The sequence below is a fragment of the Cytophaga aurantiaca DSM 3654 genome (assembly GCF_000379725.1).
Lineage (GTDB): Bacteria > Bacteroidota > Bacteroidia > Cytophagales > Cytophagaceae > Cytophaga > Cytophaga aurantiaca.
The window spans coordinates 113,226-133,068 of sequence record NZ_KB903622.1 but is presented as its reverse complement, the minus strand read 5'-3'; the positions used below and the strand labels follow the sequence as shown (position 1 = coordinate 133,068).

Below are 19,843 nucleotides of genomic sequence, written 5' to 3'. Positions count from 1 at the left end.
AATGAGAGGATATACAATCTAATCTCTTCACCATTTCATATACCACAGCAATTTACTATTGCTTGCTTCAATCATTTTTTTCAATTCCTCTTCTGAATAAGGTGTCTTTTTATTTGCAGCAATCTGAGCTTTCAATTCTTTGCTCAAATAAGGATGATAACTCTTATAGGGTTTTAACCATAATGAATCTGCAGAGATCATTTTAACCTTTGCTGCATTTACCGTGCATAAAGATTGAATGCGATCGTAGGTTTCTTCCGGCATGCCGTAGACTTCTTTCAGTTGTTCTACTTTTAAATATCCGCCTAACAAGGTCCGGTATTTAATGATGCGCGATGCAAAGGCCGGACCAATACCGGGTAGTGTTTCAAGCGTTGCGGAATCGGCTGCATTTAATTCAACATTACTATGCGTGCGTGCTACCTTAGTCTGCGAATTCACATGAGTAGTACTTGTTTCATTTTTCGAATTTGAATACGAATACGATTTGAATTCCTTTTTTTGTTCGCAGGTATCCGATAAATACGTGATTTGCAAGGAAGAATTTTGAGGTTCATAAAATACTGCTCTGCACGTATACTGCACTAAAAATGGAAAGATTAAAATGCAAAGTAAAAATAAAAAACCTTTAGCTTCACGGTTGCTTGAACCGTTAGCTTGTTTAGCTGATTGATAAGACATAGTGTTGTGTTACTGATTTTTTTTAATAATTCCGGTATCGATTTTATGTAAGAACTGATTCATATCCTGCTTAAGCTCCCCCGAGAGCAGATACAAACCAATGATGTTAAAAATGCTCATGGAGAAAATCATGGCATCTGAAAAGTCTACAACTTTTGTAAGGCTCATTGAAGCGCCAACAATAATAAAAAAACAGTAAATGAATTTATAAATCAATTCTGAAATTTTTCCATCACCAAATAAATACCCCCACGACTTCAAGCCGTAATACGACCAGGAAATCATGGTTGCAAACGCAAACAGAAATACACTGATTGAAAGTATGTAGTGAAACCAATCTACCGTACTGGAGAATGCATGCGAGGTAAGTGTAATTCCATCCTTTCCAAAATCCTGATACGTTCCTGAAATCACAATCACCAATGCAGTCATGGTGCAGATCACAATGGTATCTAAAAACGGTTCCAATAAAGATACCAGTCCTTCGGTAACAGGTTCATTGGTCTTAACTGCCGAGTGCGCAATCGATGCAGAACCAACGCCTGCTTCATTCGAGAACGATGCTCTGCGAAAGCCTGTAATCAATACGCCCAACACACCACCATACATCGCATCCGAATTGAACGCGCCATTCATAATCAGCATGAATGTTTCCGGAATTTTATCGTAAGCTGCAAAAATAATATACAGGCAGGTGATCACATACAAGGCACACATGAAGGGAACAATCTTTTCCGTCACGTTGGCTATGGATTTGAGTCCGCCGATAATTACACTTCCAACCAGTATACTTAAGATCAAACCGGGCAGCCAGAGATTTCCTGCAAACCAACTTGCTGTACCACCTGTCTCCGCTACAAGCTGTGCCGTTACCTGATTGCTCTGAAACATATTACCGCCACCCAATGCACCACCGATACACATTACTGCAAACAATGCGGCAAGTACTTTTCCAAACACGGGAAACCCTTTAGCCTTTAATCCATCACGCAGAAAATACATCGGTCCGCCGGATACTATTCCGTCTGCACTTACTTGTCTATACTTTACACCCAATGTACACTCCGCAAACTTGGTCATCATGCCAAAGAAACCTGCAACGACCATCCAGAAGGTTGCACCGGGGCCGCCTGCAACAATGGCTACAGCAACACCTGAAATATTTCCTAAACCAACGGTGCCGGATAAAGCTGTTGCCAATGCCTGAAAATGATTCACCTCTCCTTTGGAATTGGGATCGTCGTATTTGCCACGCACAATATTAATGGCCAAACCAAGACGTGTAACATTAATTGCTTTAAGATAGAAAAAGAAAAACAAACCAGCTGTAATCAGCCACAATACGATCAAGGGTACATCTACACCGGAGATATGAATTGAATAAAAAATAATAGAAGTTATAAAATCGGAGACCGGACCGATAAATGAATTGATTGCTTCGTCCAGACTTTGAGTTTGTGCCATGTTATAAAATAAACCAGAAAATAGATAGGATACAAAAAAAAGAGTGGTGCCGATAGCTATCGGCACCACTCTAACCCTTTTATCAACTTATTCACCAACTAAACGAACAAAAGTTGGCTATGTAAGACTTGTTCAATAACGCGTACAGACATATACTGTTGCATTAACTAGTATAAAGTTACAAGAAAGTTTTCGTTCAAACAAAGAAATTATTTTTCAAAATGCTAAAAATGAATATGTTACAACAAGAATATATCCGAAGCAATATAAATTATAAAGGGATTTTATTTCAAACGGAATGATTTTTCAGCCTATGCAGATCAAATTTGAGGTGTCTTTTCAAAAAAATGGCTGTTTTATAATAAAACAGGCTTAAATATGATGTTTATAATTTTTTCGGAGCAAATCAGATTTCGGGGCAAATATTCACCCCACGGTTAAAACCGTGTGGCTATGCAGGACGTTCGAGCCTATCCGTAGAGTTCCGCAGGGCTTTACGGATGTTTAATAATTAAGAGTCTTTGACTCGCTTTCTCACTAGGGTTGAAACCTGGGCAGTGCAGGACGCATGCGAATAATCTCCCTACTGAGACAATAACTGTTCCTTCACCAATTCCAATCCTTCAACCAAGGTATGTGGATTGTATCCCAATTGTTTTTTTGCTTTTTCGATAATGAAACCTGTCTTCGGCGGACGCATCGCTGGCTGCGTAAACGTAGATGAATCGGCTTGTTTGATCAATCCTTTATCTAAGTTCCATACGTTTGCAACTTCATGTGCCAGTTCATACGGACTGATCATTGCTTCGCCTGAAATATTGAAGATGCCTTGCGCCTGCTTCTGAACAATTAGCCAGCATCCTTTCGCCAGATCTTCGGCCAATGTTGGTGTACGCCACTGGTCGTTCACCACATTGATTTCTTTTTTCTGCTCTAAATTATTTTTAACCCACAATACAATATTACTTCTACTCATATCCTGCACCACACCATATACCAATACCGTACGTGCGATCGCCCATTTCAAACCGGATGCTTCAACTGCTTTCTCTGCTTCCCACTTCGTCCAGCCGTAGTAGTTCACCGGATTTGGTTGTTCTTCTTCAGTAAGCGGACCGTGTGTTCCATCGAAAATAAAATCGGTAGATACGTGTAATAAAAACGCTCCAACTTCTTTGCTCGCCTTTACAATGTGATTCACAGCAGTAATGTTCTGATCCACGCAGGCTTCTTTATTCAATTCACATTGATCTACATGCGTCATTGCTGCCGTATGAATTACTGCATCGGGTTTGTGCTTTCTAAATACACTCAACACATTTTCCTCCGAAGTGATATCCATCGATTCATAGATGTAATCTTCGTAGATCTCATCTCTATTGGCACCACGCGCCGTAGCAATCAACGTTACTTCAGGAAGCAAGTATAATAGAGAAACAAGTTTTTGTCCGAGAAGACCGTTACTGCCGGTGATTAGTATTTTCATAATGCTTAGAGCTTTAGGCTTAAAGCCTAAAGCTTGTTCGGTGATTAATAATTATTTCAGTGTGCCTGGGAACCTATCCTTAGAGTTAGCGAAGCGCTCTTAGGATCATATTATAGAATAGAGTCTTCGACTCGTTTTTTTATACAGCTATTTAATTTAAGAATCGAGTCAGAGACTCTCAATCATTAAACATCCTTAGAGGGCTTCGCTAACTCTAAGGATAGAGCAGGAAGCACCAGTCACCGCTGCGCTAAGACTGGCGCTAGAGTAACGCTTACACTTTACACTCTAAACTTTACACTTCTTAAAGCTTTAAATCTTATAAAACCATGCACAATCGTACAACTTAATAATCTTCTTGGTTTTCATTTTAACAACTGTAACTTTCATTGTAATATCTTTTAACGGTTTTGCAGCACCGTCAACCTGCGCCTGGGCAATCTTATCGATCACATCAAAGCCGCTGATCACTTGTCCGAATACCGTATAGCTCCCATTAAGAAACGGTGTCCCACCTTTATTTTGCACAATATAAAACTGCGAACCGCTTGAAGCGCGCTGCGGATTGGAATCATCGCCCATACGAGCCGCTGCCAATGCCCCTTTGTCGTGTTTCAGATTCGGATTGAATTCTGCAGGAACCGTATAACCCGGTCCGCCCATTCCCTCATTACCTGCAATTGAATCTTTCGAATTCGGATCGCCACCCTGAATCATAAAATCTAAAATTACTCTGTGAAATGTTGTTCCGTCGTAATAATGTTTTTGTGCCAAGTCAATAAAATTCTTTCTATGCAAAGGTGTCTGACTGTACAACAACAAAACCATATCTCCATACGATGTTGAGATGGTTACCAGATAGTCTTCTGTTGGAATAACAGGTGTAGTAGATGTTTGCGCCTGTGCGGTGAATAAGAATGCAAAGCACGTTAGTAAGGTGAAAAGTAATTGCTTCATGATAGAGTAATAAGTTTTAGGTAATAGGTTTTAAGTAATAAGTTTTAAGTAATAAGTTTTAAGATTCGCTGTTTCGTTTAATGGCCACTCACTATTTATGGCCTGAATGAAATAAGGATAAGAATTTAAGAATGCAGATTATTGTTTTCATTCTTAAAACTTAAAACCTATTACTTAATACTCCTTTTAATCTCTCTAAGAATAACATCCGCTCCATCTTTCAATAGCGCCATTGCCAATTCCACACCACGCTCTTCTGCATCGGCGGCTGTAAAGGAGATTTCTTTACGCAAATATTTTGTTCCGTCTAAACTAACAATACCGCCGACTAAGATATAGGCGCTACCTGTTAATTGTGCCAAGGCAAATACGGGAATGCTGCAGCCGCCTTCTAAGGTGCGCAGAAAGGCGCGTTCCGCTATCACAGCTATTTCTGTAACGTCATTATTCAATGTATCACGTATGATCTTTGCCTTTTCTTTATCTAAGGTCGCCGATGCTTCAATCGCTAAGGTACCTTGTCCGGCTGCCGGTGTAAATTCTTCCAGCGAAAGTTTTTCTTTGATTAAGGCATCATAACCCATGCGGTGCATACCTGCATACGCTAATATCATAGCATCGCAGGCACCTTCTTCCATCTTACGGATACGGGTCTGAAGGTTACCACGCATGTCAACCATTTTGGCATTCGGATAAAACTTTCGCAACAACGCTCTTCTACGTGTAGAAGATGTACCGATCACAATGTTTTCGTTTTCCTTAAGGCTTCCAATTGATTTGTGACTTACCAATACATCATTTACCAATTCACGTTCTGTAATTGCAAGAATATACATTCCGTTTTTCAAATGCGTCTGCAGATCTTTCGCACTGTGTACAGCAATATCAATGCTGCCGGTGTGCAGCTGTTCTTCCAGCTCTTCTGTAAACAAACCTTTAGAACCGATCTTCGACAACGACTGATCTAATATTTTGTCACCTGTTGTATCAATGATTACAATTTCAGGATTCAATCCTTTTGCTTTTAAACAATCGGACACGTGTTCTGCCTGCCACAAAGCAAGCTTACTTCCACGTGTACCAATACGAACAGTAGTATTCATTATTTCTGTTTGAAAATTTTATTCATCTGAAAAGAGGTATCCATAAACACCATTTTCGAATTGATGTTCCGTTCTATTTCAGCATGTGCTTCATTCAATACCTGCGATAAGCTCAACACTTTTGTAAAGTCTATTACCTGACTGAATTTTTGAACCATGTCATCTGTACTTTCTTCATCCACGCGAAGCAAGTCTTTACCAACTTCCTTGTACATTAAGCTGTCTCTAAAAATACCCAAGCCGTATTGCAGCAATGATTTTTGTAATTCTCTCGGCAACGATCCAAACTCTTCTGAAAGACGCATCATGTCCTGTAGCTTAGAGCCAAAGCAGGCTCTGAACCAGTCTCTGATCTTTGATTCGTAATTTTGATCTTCTGCAGAAAGTAATTGAATTGCTTCTCGCATGTTACCATCTGCTAAATACGTTACCCGTTTTGCCTGCGCTTCACCGATTCCTTTTTTCTGAACCAGATATTCTTTGATCTCTGCATCTTTGAATAAGCGAACCTGCACGCGTTGCGTACGTGAAATGATCGTTGTTAACAAACGTTCCTGTTTCGCTGTAACCAATAAGAACAATGTTTTTGCAGGTGGTTCTTCCAGCGATTTCAGTAAGGCATTCGCGCCTTCTGTACGCATGGTTTCAGGAAGCCAGATGATCACCACTTTATATTCTGCTTCAAAAGCCTTCATTGAAATTTTCTTAACAACGGTACGGCTTTCTTCTACATTAATGATCAATTGTTTATTTTCTGCATCCAGCAATTCCATCCAATCATTGAATGTAAAAAATGGATTTGCAAGAAATGCTTCGCGCCAATCCGGAAAGAACAGATCACTGGTTGGATCTTTTGTGATCTTTTTATTTGTAGCAACCGGAAATAAAATATGTAAATCCGGATGAATGAGTTTATTGTATTTGCTGCACGAAGAACATTGTCCGCACGAATCGGTGTCTGATTTTTCCAGACAGTTCACATAACTCGCATACGCCAATGCCAGAGGCAATGCCGCAGAACCTTCCACACCAGCAAACAGCTGCGCATGCGCTACGTGATTATTCTTTACAGAATTGATCAGCGTATTTTTAACTTCATGTAAACCCGGTATCTCTGAGAATTGCATATCAGACTATTTTAATAACTGTGTGCGCTGTATTTTTTCTTGCTGAAAGATATGCGTTAGTATCTTCTCATCTTCTTTACTCAATTCAACTTTGCGGCGTGCCATTCCTTTTTTTGCTACTTCAAACGCTTCTTCTAAACGAAACTCTGTAAAGCCCGCAGCAGAGCCCCATGCAAAGGACGGGAGAAACTTCGGAGGAAAAGCAGCGTCATAAACATTGCACGAAACACCTACTACACTTCCTGTATTGAACATAGCATTGATTCCGCAGCGTGAATAGTCGCCCATGATCAAGCCATGAAATATTTTACCTGTATCTTCCAAAATATCATTCGTATACGAATGTACTTTGATGGAAGAATAATTATTTTTTAAGTTAGAAACGTTTGTGCCTGCAGCCAAATTGCACCACTCGCCGATCACAGAGTTTCCGATAAAACCATCATGTACTTTATTGCTGTAGCCGATAAAGATGGTATTACTTACTTCGCCGCCAACTTTACAATACGGACCAAGTGTATTATCGCCGCGCATCTTAGAGCCCATCGCAACTACAGCACCTTGGCATGCTGCAAACGGACCTTTAATAATCGCGCCTTCCTGTATTTCTACATCCTTGCCAATATACACCGGACCGTCTTCTGCATTGATAATGGCAGCACGGATCTTTACACCGTTTTCTATAAATACATTCTCCGGATTGTAAACAATGGTATGTTTATCATCAACAGGACAACTTGTTCTGCCTTTCGTAACACGAGCAAAATCCGCACGGATCTCAGCACCATTATGCGTGAACAGATCCGCAGGGGTATGGATCACACGCAGTTCCTGTAAATAATCAATTCGTTTTTTCAGAATTCCTTTTGAAGCAATCACCATTCCTTGAGAAACAAGTCCTTCACCTTCTGAGAGCTTATTGATTTCTGCAACCAGGTGTTCATTCGGACAAACAGATCCGTTTATCTGTAGATCTGCCTGTTCAGCTGAAGGGAATTTTCCTTGTAAATAATCTTCTGTTTTGAAAGAGCAATGTGCGCCTGAAAAATACTGCTGCCATTTTTCACGAATGGTAAGAATTCCGATGCGTAATTCTGCCGTCGGTCGTGTAAAGGTTAGCGGCAATAAAGCCTTGCGAAGATTAGGTTCATCAAAGAATTGAATGTTCATAGTTCAAAAATAAAAAAGTCTTTCCAATTTCCATTGAAAAGACTTTAAATCCCTGTGAATGGGGAGAAATATTATTTTTTGTAACGTTTGTTGAATTTTTCAACACGTCCTTCAGCATCCAAGAACATTTTCTTACCAGTGTAGAACGGGTGAGATGCAGAACTAACTTCTAATTTAACCAATGGGTATGTTTTACCATCTTCCATTGCGATTGTATCGCCAGTTTTGATAGTAGAACGGCTGATGAATTTAACATCCGCAGACATGTCGTGGAATACAACTTCTCTATAATCTGGGTGAATACCTTGTTTCATGATCGTATTGTTTAATTTTTGGTTCTTTTTAACTGAAAATGCGGCCAGAAGCGATTGCTTACAGATCATTTTCCTCCGTCCACTCAATGAATCGGACGACAAAAATACGGAATATTCCCAAGACAGCAAACAATAACGGATAATTTATGCTGATTTGGGCTAAAAAGGTAAAAATAAGATAAATAGTTGCGATATAAGGCATTACAGGCGATTGTCCTACTATTCATATGGGATAATGGTGGGGTAACCGTGGGATACTATTCATAACCGTTGGCTAAACAACGGCAATGAAGCGCGTCAGTACTTTTAATAAAGAGCAGTCGCCAACAAGAACACTCTTAAAACCTAAAACTTAGAACATGATACTTTAAACTTTACACTTCTTAAAACTTAAAACTTAAAACCTATTACTATCTTTGCTTAACAAGTAAAAGTCATGGCAGAAAAGAACCTTATTTTAAACAAGAAGCAAATTCAGCAACGCATCAAACGTATTGCATACGAAATCCTGGAACAGAATTTCAAAGAAAAGGAAATCGTGTTTGCAGGAATCTATGATCGTGGTTATTCGTTTGCCAAATTGTTGGAAAAGGAATTCAATTCTATTTCTGATACTAAAACGACGCTTATTAAAGTTACACTCGACAAACAATCTCCTTCTCAAAGTGAGGTAACATTGGATGTGGATGTAAAAACACTAAAAAATAAATGTGTTATCATTGTGGATGATGTGTTAAGCACGGGCCGTACTATTGCGTACAGCTTAAAACCTTTTTTAAACATCAACATCAAACGCATACAAACTGCATTCATCGTGGATCGTGGACATCATACTTTTCCTATTTCTGCTGATTTTGTAGGTTATGTAATGGCTACTACCTTACAGGAACATGTTGAGGTAAATCTTTCAGCGAAGGATATGGGGGTTTATCTGAGTTAGAGTTAACTGATGCATAAGATATTTTTTTATTTACAACATTTAATCTCCAAACTGAAATCATATTTCTCAGGTAACAAAAATCTGGATTGGCTAAATACAATGACTTTTTTTATTTGTGCATGGTTCATCTTTTTCCCTTATCCTTTTTTGGAATTATTTTGCACATTGGCATCTATCCCGATCTTAGGTATTGGACTTTCATTTTTTTTGAAAATTATTCATTTTATTAATTCGAAAAACACTGGATTCAATGAGAATAAAGACGAACAAAATGCTGTCTCACTCTATATTATATTACCTTCTATTGTATTAGCTCTAAGGGTTTATTTTAAATTTAATTGTGAAAATTATTTCAGTTTATTAACCTACTTAGCGATCCCTATTTTATTTTTTGTAATTATTTTCATTCTAGATCATTTACCTTTCAAAGGAATCTTAAAACAACAGACACAATTTTACGGCTTACTCGTTGTATGCATTTTACTTTATAGTTACGGAGTAAGCTTTGGTATTAACTGTTTATTTGATTCCTCTTCTCCTGAACGTTTTAAAACAAAAATCACTGCCAAGTATACTAGAGGTGGGGGCGACTATCCTCCCGTATCGTATCGAGTGACAGTTGCTCCTTGGGAACATCATCCTTACAAAGAAGATCTGCCTATTTCAGAGCAAGAATATGAAATAGCTGATATAGGTGACAATATGTATATCGATGTACAAAAAGGTTTATTGAATATTCCATGGTATTATAGAGCGCCTAAAAAATATAAAAACACATTAGAGTAGTTATTTAGTACATCTGTAATTAACATTTCACCTCATGCAGCAAAAAAACATAAGTGCTTTTTTAAAATTCCTGATCATAGCATTTATCGTGTTTGTTGTTTGTCTTTTAGTATGTAGAAATCATTTTATTTTTGGAACAACACTTATCTTGGGCAGATGGGGATTTTTATTTGTTGGGCTGCTCTTATTCTTTTTAACCACAAAACGCATTGTATCAAAACAACTGCAATACATCTTATTGGGTTCTGTAGTATTTATAGGCCTGGAATTTATTTTCGCGAAATTGAATGAAGCATCTCCTCAACAAACTTCAACAGATACAGAATTAACATTACTCACATACAACTTATTTTTCAAGAACAAGAATCCGGATGTGATCCTAAACCAAATCAAACGGACAGACCCGGACATATTGATCGTACAGGAACTCACTCCTGCCTGGGTATCTATGCTATCAAAATCCCTTGGTAAACAGTATCCGTATAAAAGAATTTATATAGACAAAGGAACACATGGGATTGGGGTGTATTCGAAATACAAACTTTCAAATGACACATTACTGTTGAATGATAATAAAAAACCTTTTGCACAGATTATTACTGCACATATTCATAATAAAAAAATTCAGCTTATAAATGTACACACAGCATCGCCGGCCGCTGCTGTTGAACATCCCGAAAATTTCTTATCGCTGTTTAGTGCAAATTACACCTTGAGAGAAAGCAATTCAAACAAATTGAAACTACTGTAAAAAACAATCCAAGTGATGTATCTATTTTAATCGGCGATCTGAATACAACTCCCTACGAACCTCTGTATAGAAATTTAAGGAATACCTGGGTAGATGTTTTCAATGAAGTGGGTGAAGGTAATAGTTCAACGTTCCCCAACACAAGTAAAGCAACTCCATTCTTAAGACTGGATTATATATTAATCAAAGGTGCAGCAACTCCCGTATCTGCAAAGGTTCTTAACAGCGGAAGTTCGGATCATTTGGGATTGGTGGGAAAAGTTAAAATATAATCAAGATTACTTTTTACCGAAACTAAACACATCCTTCCAGCTCATCGCCTTTCCATACTGCAACACGCCGCGTTTGAATACCTGCGATGCCTGGTACGCAACAAATATAAATGTTGTAAGCAGAATTGCAACAGACGCGACAATCTCCCAAACGCTTACACCAAAAGGAATACGCAGCATCATAGCTACGGGCGACGTTAACGGAAAATACGACAGGATCATTGACATCTGCGAATCGGGTGCGCTGATAATTAAACCTGCAAACAAAAAAGTAATGAATAAAGGTGCCGTGATCGGAAAAGTAAATTGTTGTGTATCCGTTTCGTTATCGGTCATTGCGCCAACAGCTGCAAACAAAGAAGCGTACAATAAATAACCTAAGATAAAATACGCAAAGAAGGAAATACCTATTGTCAATAACGGCAGACTTTCAAAGCCTTGTGCATATACATTCCACTCGAGTGCCTGCCAGGCATCTGTGGTTACATGCAAGGTGTCCTGAATATTTTTATCGTTGAATTGTGTGAGTGCTTCACCATAACGGTTATTAAACTTCGAACCGATCCACACATATATCATGGTCCAGAAACCAAACTGCGTAAGACATACAGCAGCAATCCCCAGGATCTTCCCCATCATCCAGTGAAAAGGTTTTACGGAACATAAGATCACTTCTACTACCCGATTTACTTTTTCATCAACAATGCCTTTCATTACCTGTACACCGTAATAGAAAATAAAAAAGTAAATGATGATCGCACAAAACAATCCTGCTACCTGCAATATATCTGTATGCGGTATTTCTTCTGCCAATGGAATGTACTGAATCTGCGGTGCTACAGCGCGTTCCGGAAGATAGGTTGCAACAAGGTCCTTAACATAAATATCCTGGATCTTATTTTTAAGCTTCCATTGTTCAGCAGCAGACAAACCTTTTTTATCCCACAATACAATTTGCTTTTGATCTATAGAATATGTTGCCAATACATCAGCCTCGCTTTTTTCCTGCAAGAACTCTTGTTCAATTTCTTTTACATCAATCTTTTCAATGTGATGGAAAACAAAGGTCTCATCGGTAAAATTACCTCCGCGTATATTAGCAGTCTGCAGCCATACATGTATGCGTTCGTTGGTATTCAAACTCAGATAAACGGGAATAAATAACATGCACAACGACAATACGGGACCAAGTAAGGTGAGTACAACAAACGAACGCTTTCTGATCCGATTGAGATATTCCTGTTTTAAAACAATCCAGATCTGTTTCATACACGCTGCTTGTTTACATGTTGCAAAAAGATTTCATGCATGCTTGGCAAGTGTTCTTCAAAATGATATACTTCGCCTTGATTAATTAACAACTGCAGTAGTTGTTTTTTTTCGATGGATGGCGCAAGCAAATACGATACTTTCGTTGCATCAATATTTTTTTGTTCAATGATATCCGATTGTATTTGCGTTGGCAATGCACCGCTATAGATCAAGCGTACATAGCCTTTGTCAAACTGTTTACGGATTGCATTCGGTTCGCCCTGCAACACTACTTTTGCATGATCGATCATCAACAATTCAGTGCAGACATCTTCTACCGTATCCATACGGTGTGTAGAATATATGATTGTAGTGCCGGATGCATGCAATGCTTTGATTTCTTTTTTAATTACTTCTGCATTCGCAGGATCAAAACCACTGAAGGGTTCATCTAAGATCAATAACTCAGGATTATGTACAACAGCAGAAATAAACTGTACTTTCTGTTGTTGCCCTTTCGATAATGTTTCCAATACCTGATCTTTAAAAAAAGTTATTTCCAAACGTGTTAACCAATCTGTTGTCTGCTGTTTCGCTTCTTTTGAAGACATACCACGCAGCTGAGCAAAATAGATCAATTGCTCCTGTACGCGCATCTTGCGATATAGACCGCGTTCTTCAGGTAAATATCCGATCTGCATACGATGTGCTTCAGACAAAACATTCCCTTCAAAAAAGATTTGTCCGCTATCAGGCAATACAATCTGTGTAATCAAGCGCAGCAAGGTTGTTTTGCCTGCTCCATTCGGACCAAGCAAGCCAAGTATGCTGTTCTTTTTTAATGAAAAGGAAATATGATCTATGGCTGTGTAGGAGCCAAATGTTTTTGTTACATTCTCAAGTCGAAGAATCTCAGACATGTTTGTATACCTCCGCTGGATATTCGACTTCAGATAAATAAAGGGCTTCAGGCGGTGCAGATATTCCGGCACGCTTGCGATCTTTTGCTAAAATAATTTCTACAAATTCATCCAGGCTCATTCTTCCCTTCCCAATTTCCAGCATGGTACCTACAAGCGTACGCACCATTCCACGAAGAAAACGGTTGGCCTTTACATGAAAGTATAACATGTCTCCGCTGCGTTCCCAGTATGCATGAAAGATGGTGCAATTAAAATTTGTAACATCGGTATGTACTTTGCTGAAACTTTCAAAGTCTTCGTATTTCAATAATAAGGCTGCAGCCTTATTCATTTCATCGATATTGATCGGCGGATAAAAATAATATGCCAAACCAATCTCAAAAGGATTTTTAACCAGCGTAATGCGATATACATATGCGCGTGATGTTGCATCAAAGCGTGCATGTGCATCATCTCTCACCAAACGCGCAGACTTAATGCAAATATCCTTAGGCAGATAGCCATTGATCCGAAAGATCAACAGCGGATCAAATTCCCGTGGAGAATCCAGGTGAACGATCTGCGAAGAAGCATGCACACCGGTATCGGTACGACCGCTCCCAAGTATATCGATCTTAGCACCAAGTACATTGCTCAATGCTTTTTCCAAAACACCCTGTACCGTAACAGCGTTTTCCTGTATCTGCCAGCCATGATAGTTGGCACCGCGATAAGATATATCCAGAAAATATCTCAATTTTTTTATTATTTTTATCCTGCAATTTAATTGAAAGCCCTTATGATACAAAGAATTCAATCCATACTATTATTAATTTCTGCTTTGATACTATCTGTTTGTCTGTTTACTCCTGCCTGGGAAGCGACTTCCGGAGGAACACTTATCCAGTTAAACTCCTTTACATTAAACGTTACACATGAGACTACTTCCACTCATAAAAATTTATTTTATATAGCCGGATTGATTGCAATAAGCATTCTTCTTACCGTTTTTATTATTTTCAAATACAAAGACAGAGTGCTTCAAATGCGTTTAAATATGATGAATACCATTCTTATTTGTTTGATTGAAGGCTTGTATTTTTGGCATATACGTGAAGTGAAAACATTCCTTGGAACAGCAGAAATTACAGAGAAATTCGGTCTGGCATTTTACATGCCTCTGGCAGCATTAGTTCTTTGCTTTATTGCAGGCAAAAGAATTCAAAAAGACGAAGAACTGGTTAAATCGGTAGACAGAATCAGATAAGCCCAACGCTAAAAGCTTAACGCCTAAGGCTTGCCTGGGAAAAACATTGAAAGCCTTTCGTATTATGCGAAAGGCTTTTTTTATTTAAACCTGCCTCTAAAAGCGTTAGGCTTTAATCTTTTCGCTTTAGACTTAATGCTTCCTACTCAAACGTATCGTTTTACCACAAAAAATCGTTAAACTACTATATCATTGCACCAGAACCGTACATCCAATGAACAAACTTATACTTACATACATTCTATCCTGCTTTTTATTTTTTAACAGCTACAGTCAGGATGATAAGCTGATTAAAAAAGGCGACGCTGCTTTTGCAGCAAAAAGTTATACGGAAGCATTAACGGCCTATGAATTAGCTTTGCAACAGAACAAAGATAATCCCTATGTAAATTTTATGATCGCAAAATGTTATCTGTTGACTTCACCCAAACAGAAAGCATTGAATTATGCTGGCGTTGCAATCCGCAAATCCAATCCGCCTTCAAATGAAATGTACTTTGTATACGGACAAGCATTGCATCAGAATCAGCGCTGGGATTCGGCTATTTATTATTATAGAAAATCGGATCCGGGAAAAACAAATTACAAACTGATTTCAAAATTAGAGACAGAATGTTCTTACGGTAAAAAATATACGAGTAATGCAAAAGATATTAAGATCACCAATGCCGGAGCGCTGGTAAATTCGCAGGGCATGGATTATCTGCCTGTGATCACCGCCGATATGTCGAAGTTGTATTTCACTTCCCGTCGCGCCGGCAGCATCGGTGGTAAGCTTGATTCGGATGGTTTGCCATTTGAAGATATTTACATGTGCAGCAATGTTGGTGGTGCATGGAATCAGGCGCTCAACATCGGTGCACCGTTGAATACAGCAGTGCACGATGCTTGTGTCGGTATTTCAGAAGACGGACAAACCATGTTTGTATACCGGGGAGTAAATGGCGGCGATATTTTTCAATCTGAATTAAAAGGAAAAAAATGGGGAGCAGCAACGCCTCTTCCCGTGAACACAGAATTCTTTGAAACTTCCGCCTGTTTATCACCAGACGAACGTACCTTGTTTTTTGTTCGTGCGACCAATGCCTACGAGAACAGAGATATTTATATGTGCAGCAGAACGGTAGGAGGAAATTGGAGTAAACCCGTTAAACTCCCCATCAATACACCATTTGATGAAGATGCTCCGTTTATGCACCCGGATGGAAAAACATTGTACTTCAGTTCCAAAGGCCATACTAGTATGGGTGGCTACGATGTCTTCAAAACAACACGTACATCCAGCGGTACCTGGTCAACGCCTGAAAACCTTGGATCGCCGATTAATACCGCAGGAGATGATATTTATTTTGTATTATCTGCTGATGGAAAAATAGGATACTATTCTTCCAATAAAGAAGGTGGTTACGGACAGCAGGATATTTATTCGATACGTATGCCTGTTGCAGAAAATGTTCCGAACCTGGCCTTGTTAAAAGGAAAAATACTCGACGACCAAACAGGTAAACCTACGGAAGCAACCATTACCATTACAGATAATCAATCCAAAGAAGTAATCGCAAAATATCATTCGAACAGTGAAACAGGCGAATACATTATTGCACTGCCTTCCGGAACAAACTATGGTGTAGCGATTGAAAAAGAAGGCCATTTATTTTACTCTGAAAACGTTACCCTGAATGCGACCGATGGATATAAAGAATACAGACAGGACATCACGCTGGTTACAGTGCGAACTTCCAGTAAGATTGTTTTGAAAAACATTTTCTTTGATTCAGGAAAATCTACGATCCAGGCTACCTCTTTCTCTGAATTAAAAAAGCTGACAGAACTTCTAAAAAACAATCCGACCCTACGTGTGGAAATTGCCGGCCATACAGATAATATCGGTGACGAAACACTGAATCAAAAACTTTCAGAAGAGCGTGCTAAAACCGTTGTTACCTATCTTATCCAAAACGGCATTTCTGCAAACAGACTGGTTGCAAAAGGCTATGGTTCCTCACAACCTGTTGGTTCAAATGCTACGGAAGAAGGTAGACAGAAAAACAGACGAACAGAGATGAAGATTTTGTGATTTAGTTGCCAGGTTCTAGCTTCTAGTTGCCAGACAAAAAACAGCCGGTAGATTTGAATCTAACGGCTGTTTCGTTTATCGATGATGTGAATGCAATTTTCCCATTGTCTAAAAACTAGTACCTAGCAACTGGAAACCAAGCTCTGCCATCTTGTCACCTTTCTATCTGTGGAACAATCTTTGAAACCACGCTTTCATCATTAAAAACTTAAACATCTATGCAAGAAAAAGGTAATATCTCCATTCACACAGAGAACATTTTCCCGATCATTAAAAAATTCCTTTACTCTGACCATGAGATATTTTTACGCGAATTGGTATCCAATGCAGTGGATGCTACGCAAAAATTAAAGCGTTTAGCGGCACTTGGCGAATACCAGGGCGATCTGGGCGAAACCAAAGTTTCTGTCAGTGTAAACAAAGAAGCCGGCACCATTACCATTACCGACCGAGGTATTGGTATGACAGCGGAAGAAATAAAAAAATACATCAATCAGATCGCATTTTCCGGTGCAACGGAATTCATCGAGAAGTATAAAGACAAAACCGATACCAATCAGATCATCGGCCACTTCGGTTTAGGTTTCTATTCTGCCTTCATGGTTTCTTCAAATGTTGAGATCAACACACTTTCCTATCAGCCGAACTCAAAAGCAGCGCATTGGATCTGCGATGGTTCTACGGAATTTGAGATCAAACCTTCTGACAAATCAGAGCGCGGATCAGAGATTACATTACACATTGCAGAAGATTCACTGGAGTTTTTAGAAACGAATAGAATACATTCTATCCTTGATAAATACTGCCGTTTCCTTCCGATTGAAATCGAATTCGAAGGAGAAGTTATTAATAACCCTACTCCACTTTGGACCAAACAACCAAGTGAATTAAAAGACGAAGATTACATTGCGTTCTACAAAGAACTATATCCGATGTCTGAAGATCCCTTGTTCTGGATCCATTTGAATGTGGATTATCCATTCAGTTTAACAGGTGTATTATATTTCCCGAAACTGAAAAAAGATTTTGAATTCCAACGCAATAAAATTCAGTTGTATTCCCGTCAGGTATTTATTACCGATGAAGTAAAAGACATCGTTCCTGAATTCTTAATGCTGCTTCATGGTGTGATCGATTCTCCGGATATCCCGTTGAACGTGTCACGCAGCTTCTTACAGGCAGACGGAAATGTTAAAAAGATCAACAGCCACATCACGAAAAAAGTAGCGGATAAACTGAACGAATTGTTTAACAACGACCGTGCTGGCTTTGAAGCAAAATGGGATGATATCGGCATGTTTGTGAAATATGGTATGATCAGCGAAGAGAAGTTTTACGATAAAGCGAAAAACTTCTGTCTCTTGAAAAATACAGACAACGCATTGTCTACAATCGAAGAATACGAACAAAAGATCAAACCTGTACAAACAGATAAGAACAACAAACTTGTTTATCTATACAGCAACAATGCTGTGGCGCAGGACATCTTCATTCAGGCAGCGAAGAAAAAACAATATGATGTATTGTTGTTTGATTCTGTAATCGATTCACATTTTTTAGGTCAGTTAGAAGGCAAATTAGAGAACGTACAATTCAAACGTATTGACTCTGAAAGTGTAGATAAACTGATTGAAAAAGACGAGCCGAAATTAAGTCTGCTAACCAAAGAGCAGGAAACACAAGCAGAAGAGCTTTTCAAAAAAGTAATCAATAATGGCAAAGTGATCATCAAGCTTGAACATCTTGCAGTAGATGACATGCCTGTTACGATTGTGATTTCAGAATTCATGCGTCGTATGAAAGACATGGCTGCAACATCCGGACAATCTATGTTTGGAGGCTTTGAACTGACGCACGAAGTGGTAGTAAATACTAACCATCCGCTGATCGCAAAAGCAATCGCAAGTCCGGAAGCAGAAGGCGAACAATTGATCAAACAAACATATCAATTAGGATTGCTTTCTCAAGGTCTGTTACAAGGTGCGGAATTGAGCGCGTTTATTGAACGCAATGTGAATGCGTTGGCGAAATAAAACCAACTTAAAAAATAAATAGAAGCCCGGGTAGATTTATACCTGGGCTTTTTGTTGGCATCCGTCACATAAATGTGACGGCCCAGATAGCTATCGGGAAAGCGCGGCAATTCTATGAATTAAGAAAGGCTCAGCTTTCATTGCCGTTGGCTTTAGTCAACGGAATAAGTCAATGTTTTTCCTTAATCCTCAAATCCTGATTCAGATAAATTGCCTAGCTTTTACTTTCTGACCACTGTTCACTGACAACTTCTTTCCAATTCTTAACACAATAATTGATACTTTTAGTAGTTTTGTAATCAATGAAACACCTTTTTAGCAGCCTTTTATTTCTTTTTTCAGCAATTGTATTGCCGATGTGTTCTTTTGCCCAAACGGATAAAAAAGACACCACTTTGCTTCTATCGGGCAAGAAGCCTAGATATTATGTTGTTGAAACGGACACCGTGCCCGAGCTGATCTTCAAACCGGACACGATTCCCACACGTAAAAAAAGAAAACCACCTAAGCCTAAAAAGAAAGTTTTTTACAACCTGAAATGTAAAAAAGGATTTGTACGTACCATTTCCGGAACTAGCGGTAATGTGACGTTGGAGAGGTTCTATTATTTAAAAGAATGGAAAGATCCGAATCCCTACATTCCGGATCTTTATGTATGGGATCTGACCAAAAACCAGATCATAAAAGTATCCCGGATCGAGGCAGATAAAAAAGCCAACTACCGCGTGCTTCATGGTCCGTATGTAAAAGAATACAACGGTGTCATTATTGAAACAGGTGCATTTTACATAGGTACAAAACACGCACGCTGGGAGTCATTCGATAAAAATTACATCTTAGTCGGCAAAACAAAATTCTACAAAGGCTGGCCTAAAGAAGCCAAAATCACCTACTTCGATGCGGAACGCAGAAAAGTAAAAGAAGTAATGCCTTATGAATATGGAAAGCTGCAAGGGGATTATTACCTGTTTGGAGATAAAGGCGATGTGCTCTTAAAGGGCAGATATCAGAATGGTGTAAAAGTGGGTGTATGGATCGATTACTTTCCCAATTCCATCAACCGCAAACGGGAAACAAAATATCCTGACGATCCAGACGACACTACAACACAGCCTCTTATCTTAAAAGAATGGAACGAGAAAGGAAAACTCATCATTATTGACGGCAAAGAAATTCCCGCAGGATCCAAACAGGCAGATCAGGAAGATGCGATCAAAAAACGTTTGAAACGTAAACGCTAACTGAATCCGAAAGCTTGATTA

General features: G+C 38.9%; 19 protein-coding genes. 8 read left to right on the top strand and 11 right to left on the bottom strand.

The window, feature by feature from the left end; genetic code table 11:
- Nucleotides 1–27: 27 nt before the first annotated feature.
- The 8 genes from A3EE_RS0103320 to A3EE_RS0103285 all read right to left on the bottom strand — a co-directional run bounded on the left by A3EE_RS0103320 (nt 28) and on the right by A3EE_RS0103285 (nt 8,302).
- Nucleotides 28–681: a ComEA family DNA-binding protein gene (locus A3EE_RS0103320; RefSeq protein ID WP_018342012.1), complete on the bottom strand. Its 654-nt coding sequence runs from the start codon at nt 679–681 to the stop codon at nt 28–30.
- A gap of 9 nt (nt 682–690) precedes the next feature.
- On the bottom strand, nt 691–2,145 hold the full coding sequence (locus tag A3EE_RS0103315; RefSeq protein ID WP_018342011.1) for an alanine/glycine:cation symporter family protein: 1,455 nt from the start codon (nt 2,143–2,145) through the stop codon (nt 691–693).
- A gap of 583 nt (nt 2,146–2,728) precedes the next feature.
- Complete coding sequence (locus tag A3EE_RS0103310; RefSeq protein WP_018342010.1) at nt 2,729–3,631, bottom strand: SDR family oxidoreductase; 903 nt, start codon at nt 3,629–3,631, stop codon at nt 2,729–2,731.
- 312 nt (nt 3,632–3,943) lie between these two features.
- Nucleotides 3,944–4,588 carry a peptidylprolyl isomerase gene (locus A3EE_RS0103305; protein ID WP_018342009.1) on the bottom strand — a complete coding sequence of 215 codons (645 nt, stop codon included), beginning with the start codon at nt 4,586–4,588 and terminating at the stop codon, nt 3,944–3,946.
- Nucleotides 4,589–4,758: 170 nt separating this feature from the next.
- Nucleotides 4,759–5,691: a hydroxymethylbilane synthase gene (hemC, locus tag A3EE_RS0103300; RefSeq protein ID WP_018342008.1), complete on the bottom strand. Its 933-nt coding sequence runs from the start codon at nt 5,689–5,691 to the stop codon at nt 4,759–4,761.
- On the bottom strand, nt 5,691–6,818 hold the full coding sequence (locus A3EE_RS0103295) for a DNA polymerase III subunit (protein ID WP_018342007.1): 1,128 nt from the start codon (nt 6,816–6,818) through the stop codon (nt 5,691–5,693). Before A3EE_RS0103295 ends, hemC begins: the two co-directional genes overlap by 1 nt.
- Before the next feature lie 6 nt (nt 6,819–6,824).
- Nucleotides 6,825–7,988: a GlmU family protein gene (locus A3EE_RS0103290; protein WP_018342006.1), complete on the bottom strand. Its 1,164-nt coding sequence runs from the start codon at nt 7,986–7,988 to the stop codon at nt 6,825–6,827.
- Nucleotides 7,989–8,059: 71 nt separating this feature from the next.
- Nucleotides 8,060–8,302 (bottom strand): type B 50S ribosomal protein L31, encoded by a 243-nt coding sequence (locus A3EE_RS0103285; RefSeq protein ID WP_026209569.1) that lies wholly within the window; start codon nt 8,300–8,302, stop codon nt 8,060–8,062.
- Between the two features lie 436 nt (nt 8,303–8,738).
- On the opposite strand from A3EE_RS0103285, the gene A3EE_RS0103280 reads away from it, so the two are divergent.
- Genes A3EE_RS0103280 through A3EE_RS21760 form a run of 4 tightly spaced genes read left to right on the top strand, consistent with a single transcriptional unit; the run spans nt 8,739 to nt 11,051 of the window.
- Nucleotides 8,739–9,242: a phosphoribosyltransferase family protein gene (locus tag A3EE_RS0103280; RefSeq protein ID WP_018342004.1), complete on the top strand. Its 504-nt coding sequence runs from the start codon at nt 8,739–8,741 to the stop codon at nt 9,240–9,242.
- 9 nt (nt 9,243–9,251) lie between these two features.
- A complete protein-coding gene (locus A3EE_RS0103275; protein WP_018342003.1) occupies nt 9,252–10,028 on the top strand; it encodes a hypothetical protein in 777 nt (258 codons plus the stop codon).
- A 34-nt stretch (nt 10,029–10,062) separates the two neighbouring features.
- Nucleotides 10,063–10,779 (top strand): endonuclease/exonuclease/phosphatase family protein, encoded by a 717-nt coding sequence (locus A3EE_RS21160; protein WP_018342002.1) that lies wholly within the window; start codon nt 10,063–10,065, stop codon nt 10,777–10,779.
- Nucleotides 10,764–11,051 carry an endonuclease/exonuclease/phosphatase family protein gene (locus tag A3EE_RS21760; RefSeq protein WP_157446867.1) on the top strand — a complete coding sequence of 96 codons (288 nt, stop codon included), beginning with the start codon at nt 10,764–10,766 and terminating at the stop codon, nt 11,049–11,051. Before A3EE_RS21160 ends, A3EE_RS21760 begins: the two co-directional genes overlap by 16 nt.
- A 6-nt stretch (nt 11,052–11,057) precedes the next feature.
- Here the strand turns inward: A3EE_RS21760 and A3EE_RS0103260 are convergent, their stop codons facing one another.
- The 3 genes from A3EE_RS0103260 to truA are packed head-to-tail and all read right to left on the bottom strand — an operon-like array spanning nt 11,058 to nt 13,961.
- Nucleotides 11,058–12,320, bottom strand: a complete 1,263-nt coding sequence (locus A3EE_RS0103260) for an ABC transporter permease (protein ID WP_018342000.1) — start codon at nt 12,318–12,320, stop codon at nt 11,058–11,060.
- Nucleotides 12,317–13,222 (bottom strand): ABC transporter ATP-binding protein, encoded by a 906-nt coding sequence (locus tag A3EE_RS0103255; protein WP_018341999.1) that lies wholly within the window; start codon nt 13,220–13,222, stop codon nt 12,317–12,319. The genes A3EE_RS0103260 and A3EE_RS0103255 overlap by 4 nt, the downstream gene beginning before the upstream one ends.
- On the bottom strand, nt 13,215–13,961 hold the full coding sequence (gene truA, locus A3EE_RS0103250; protein WP_018341998.1) for a tRNA pseudouridine(38-40) synthase TruA: 747 nt from the start codon (nt 13,959–13,961) through the stop codon (nt 13,215–13,217). Before truA ends, A3EE_RS0103255 begins: the two co-directional genes overlap by 8 nt.
- A gap of 42 nt (nt 13,962–14,003) precedes the next feature.
- Here truA and A3EE_RS0103245 point away from each other — a divergent pair, with 42 nt between their 5' ends.
- The 4 genes from A3EE_RS0103245 to A3EE_RS0103230 all read left to right on the top strand — a co-directional run bounded on the left by A3EE_RS0103245 (nt 14,004) and on the right by A3EE_RS0103230 (nt 19,822).
- On the top strand, nt 14,004–14,471 hold the full coding sequence (locus tag A3EE_RS0103245) for a DUF4293 domain-containing protein (protein WP_018341997.1): 468 nt from the start codon (nt 14,004–14,006) through the stop codon (nt 14,469–14,471).
- 214 nt (nt 14,472–14,685) lie between these two features.
- A complete protein-coding gene (locus tag A3EE_RS0103240) occupies nt 14,686–16,548 on the top strand; it encodes an OmpA family protein (RefSeq protein WP_018341996.1) in 1,863 nt (620 codons plus the stop codon).
- A gap of 218 nt (nt 16,549–16,766) precedes the next feature.
- Complete coding sequence (gene htpG, locus A3EE_RS0103235) at nt 16,767–18,581, top strand: molecular chaperone HtpG (RefSeq protein WP_018341995.1); 1,815 nt, start codon at nt 16,767–16,769, stop codon at nt 18,579–18,581.
- Nucleotides 18,582–18,883: 302 nt separating this feature from the next.
- A complete protein-coding gene (locus A3EE_RS0103230) occupies nt 18,884–19,822 on the top strand; it encodes a toxin-antitoxin system YwqK family antitoxin (protein WP_018341994.1) in 939 nt (312 codons plus the stop codon).
- Nucleotides 19,823–19,843: the final 21 nt, after the last annotated feature.